Source organism: uncultured Caballeronia sp. (assembly GCF_964243625.1).
Lineage (GTDB): Bacteria > Pseudomonadota > Gammaproteobacteria > Burkholderiales > Burkholderiaceae > Caballeronia.
Map to the genome: position 1 here is coordinate 1 of NZ_CAXTGZ010000417.1, position 4,227 is coordinate 4,227.

General features: G+C 61.0%; 2 protein-coding genes and 2 pseudogenes (1 of these 4 only partly in view). All 4 read left to right on the top strand.

Annotated features, from left to right (window positions below; genetic code table 11):
- A pseudogene (locus ACFFAR_RS23395) lies at window positions 1–326 on the top strand (flippase); the annotation flags it as partial.
- A gap of 219 nt (window positions 327–545) precedes the next feature.
- Window positions 546–2,114, top strand: a complete 1,569-nt coding sequence (locus tag ACFFAR_RS23400) for a mannose-1-phosphate guanylyltransferase/mannose-6-phosphate isomerase (protein ID WP_375508555.1) — start codon at window positions 546–548, stop codon at window positions 2,112–2,114.
- 294 nt (window positions 2,115–2,408) lie between these two features.
- Window positions 2,409–3,164 carry a FadR/GntR family transcriptional regulator gene (locus ACFFAR_RS23405; protein ID WP_061999570.1) on the top strand — a complete coding sequence of 252 codons (756 nt, stop codon included), beginning with the start codon at window positions 2,409–2,411 and terminating at the stop codon, window positions 3,162–3,164.
- 231 nt (window positions 3,165–3,395) lie between these two features.
- Window positions 3,396–4,227: pseudogene (locus ACFFAR_RS23410) on the top strand (Gfo/Idh/MocA family protein); it runs 163 nt beyond the window's last position.

Below are 4,227 nucleotides of genomic sequence, written 5' to 3' on the forward strand. Positions count from 1 at the left end.
TCGCGCTGGTCCTGTGGCTGGGGATTCGCTGGTACGGCTTGCTGGGCGCGGGCGTTGCAGTGGTCGCGAAAACCTTTTTCGACTACGCGGCGTTCCTCTACTTTTCGAAGCTCAAGCCGCAACCTATCGTGCGCAACATGGCGGGACATCTGGCGTTCCTGATCGTCGCTACGCTGTGCGCGGACTACATGGATTCGCTGAGCAGCATGGCAGCAATCTGCGTGGCGCTGGTTGTGGGTAACCTCGGATGGTCGTTGTTCGAATCGAGCGAATTGCGTGAGGTCGCGGCGCGGTTGCGACAGCGCTTGCTCCCTAGCGCGGGGTGACGGGTCCAGCGTCGACTTTGCGTTGCGTGACATCTGCAAGATTCGCGGGTCCCGGTCATGAAGCGCCGAAGACGTAACAGCGTGCGGGCGTTCGCGCGCGCACAGAACTAAAAATATTTGCCTGTTTAAATGACGCATCAATCGATGCGTGTGTTCCGCGCGTCCGCACCTGTTCGACGCGTTCAGCCCCCAATCAGCTTTTACGCATCAGGAGTCACCGTGGACGTGTCCAGCCATCCCCTCGCGAGCGCTGCCGTGGAGAGTGCCGCGAGCGTGCGTGTACAGCCCGTCATTCTTGCAGGTGGCTCAGGCACGCGGCTATGGCCCTTGTCGAGGCAGCAGTTCCCCAAGCAACTGATCGAACTCATGGGTTCGGAGTCATTGCTGGAAGCTACGCTGCGTCGTCTCGACGGTCTCGATGCATCCGGCAAGGACGATCACGCCCTGCAACTCGAGACTGCCGACGAACTCATCGTTGTATGCGGATCGGAACACAAATTGCTGACCGCACAGCAGATCGAGCGTAATGGTCGTCACGCTCGCACCGTGCTCGAACCGTGTGCGCGCAATACGGCGCCGGCGCTTACGCTCGCTGCATGGGCTGCCCAGGCAACCGTTCCAGGCGTCGATCCTGTGATTGTCGCAATGCCCGCAGACCATGCAGTCTCCGATCCCGACGCATTCCAGCGCACCATCGCGACCGCGATCGAACACGCGGCAGGCGGTGCATTGGTCACGCTCGGCATCGTGCCGGACAAGATCGAAACAGGTTACGGATACATCAAGGCGGGTGCGGCGCTCAAGGGTTCGATCACTGGCGCGATCGAAGCGCACGTGCTTGAACGGTTTATCGAGAAGCCCAGGCGCGAGATTGCGGAGCAGTACCTTGCATCGGGCGAATATCTCTGGAACAGCGGCATTTTCGTGTGCCGCGCATCCGTGTGGCTCGCCGCGATCGAGCACTTTCAACCGGCTATTCACGCGGCGTGCATCGCGGCCTTCGAACGCGGATTGCACCAGGACGGCTTCACGCAACTCGATGTCGCCGCCTTCGAAGCATGCCCTTCGGACTCCATCGATTTCGCCGTGATGGAACGCATCGCACACGAGCCGGGTTTCCCGGGCGTGGTCGTGCCCCTCGCAGCCGGCTGGTCCGACGTCGGTGCGTGGGATGCAGTGTGGGACATGTCGAAGAAAGACGAAGACGGCAACGTGGCGCGTGGCCGCGTGCTCTTTGAAGGGTCGCACGACAGCTTTGCGCATTCCGACGGACGGCTCGTTGCATGCGTGGGCGTGAGCGGTGTGGTCGTGGTGGAGACGGCTGACGCGATTCTCGTGGCATCGAAGGACCGCGTGCAGGAAGTGAAAGCGATGGTCGGCCGTCTGAAAGCAGCGAAGGGCGCAGAAGCGCACGATCATCGCAAGGTACAGCGTCCGTGGGGCTTCTACGATTCGATCGATCACGGCGAGCGCTTCCAGGTGAAGCGGATCGTGGTGCAGCCGGGTCAGCGGCTGTCGCTGCAGATGCACCATCATCGCGCGGAGCACTGGATCGTCGTATGCGGCACGGCACTTGTTACCCGAGGTGAAGAGACATTCCTCGTGACCGAAAACCAGTCCACTTACATTCCGCTTGGCACGACGCATCGACTGGAAAATCCCGGCAAGACGCCGCTGGAAATGATCGAAGTTCAATCGGGTACGTACCTGGGCGAAGACGACATTGTTCGCTTCGACGATCAGTACGGACGCGTCGCGGAAAAGAAGACCCGCAAGACGAATGCATGAACTGAACGGCGAAGCAAAAAAGACACAGGCCACCGCTCAGGGCAACAAGGCAACAGAATCACGGAGTACTTAATACAGCGGTTGCCGAAGCAGCGCCTTGAACGCAAGAGAGGCAAAGGGATAACCCTTGAGAGGGACATTCCGACTGGCGTTCGCGGTATTGAACACGCAATTTATCGAGCACGTAGCGGCACTGCTGGTTCATCGGCTTTGCACGGGCGTGCGGTTCCGGGAGCTTGGGGAAGCTTTCCGGATACGCAGGGACACAATGTGGGGCGCAAGGGGAGAGGGGTGATGGACGAAAATAAAGAGCGGTCACTGGTGGCCAAGGTGATGGACGGGCTCGTATCGGGCATCGTCGAACAGAAGTACGGCGCGATCCTGCCGCCGCAGGATGTTTTATCGAAGGAGTTCGACGTGAGTCGGACCGTGATGCGGGAGGCGCTCAGCATGCTCCTCGCGCGTCACATGCTGGACGTACGCCCCAAGACGGGCACGCGGATCCGGCCGATGAGCGACTGGCGGCTGATCGATGAAGACGTCGTGAGCTGGCGTTTCAGGGCCACGCCCGACCAGGCGTTTTTACGCGACGTGATCGAGTTCCGGATGCTGATCGAGCCGCGTGCGGCTGCGTTGGCTGCGGCTCGCGCGACACCCGACGAGCTTGCCGGGATTCGCGAAGCGTTCGACGCGCTGTCGTCGCTCGAAACGGGCGAGCCCGAGTTCCAGGCAGCCGATGTCGCGCTTCACACACGCATTGTTGCGGCGAGCGGAAATCAGTTCTTCCAGCAGATGACGGCTATCGTGCGTGGTGCGCTGGTGACGGTTTATCCGATCGTGCAAGGCATTGCGACGATGCGTGAAGCTACGCTCGGCGCGCAACGGGAAGTCGTGGAAGCGATCGGTGCACGCGATGCCGCCGCGGCCGAACGTGCGATGAGCCGCCTGATCGATGTCACGGCTGAAGAAGTCGGCCGCGCATTTTCGTTTGAACGACGCGAGGACAGTTCGTCTCCGCCGATCGACGAATCACAGTCAGCGGGCGCCTGATTTCGGCACGTGCTGCATGCTTGATCCCGGAACGGTTCCGGGAGATTTCTGGTCACGTTTCTCGTGACCGGGCGCTTCAGGCGCCGTCTCCGGGGTTCTTCCCTGCGCAAACGTTTCACTCCCTCTCGTCTTTTTAACTCCCTGCCGTTTGTTCACGCTTCCCGGCGATCGCTCCCTTAGTGGACAATGAGCGTCATTGAGTCATCGACATCAAATCACGGAGCGCAGCAGATGAACGAAGAGAGCACGATTCGCTGGGGTATCGTCGGCGCGGGACGCATTGCACACCGCTTCGCCGAAGGGCTGGCGTTCGTACCGGGCACGCAGCTCGCAGGCGTCTGGTCGCGCCGGGGGGAGCCCACGCGCGCATTCGCCGACAAATACCAGACGAAGGCCTTCGAAAGCTTCGACGCAATGCTCGAAAATATCGACGCGCTCTACATTGCGACCATGCAGAACAGTCATCCCGAGTATGCGTTGCGTGCATTCAAGGCGGGGCGTGCCGTGCTTTGCGAGAAGCCGGCCGCCGTCAATGCACGCGCGTTGCAGCAGATGATCGACGCCGCCCGGTCTTCAAAGCTCCTCTTCATGGAAGCCATGAAACCGCCGTTCTACCCGCTCTACACGCAATTGCGCGAGCATCTGGCGGCGGACCCCATCGGCCAGATTGGACTTGTACGCGCCGGGTGTTCGATTGCAAATGTCCCGCTCGACCATCCTTCGTATTCGATGGACATGGGCGGCGGCGCGTTGCTCGATATCGGCATTTACGAAGCGTTCCTCGCGGTCGACTGGCTCGGCGAACCGCTTGAAGTGCAGACGTTCGGCAGGCTCGGGCAAAGCGGCGTCGACAGTTTTGCGAGCTTGAATGTGCGCCATGAACGCGGTGTCGCGCAGATCTTTTGCGGTATGGATCTTCAGGGCAAGGGCGACGCGTTGCTTGCCGCGACCGGCGGCACGGTCACGATTCACGAGAACTGGTGGAACCCCGCGCGCGCAACGGTTCGCTACGTAGATGGCCGCACGGTCGAACTCGATGCACCTTTCGAAGGCGGTGGCCTGA

What these genes read in the sequence shown, in the direction of transcription:
- ACFFAR_RS23405 (WP_061999570.1), top strand. Translation starts at nt 2,409, where the DNA reads ATGGACGAAAATAAAGAGCGGTCACTGGTGGCCAAGGTGATGGACGGG.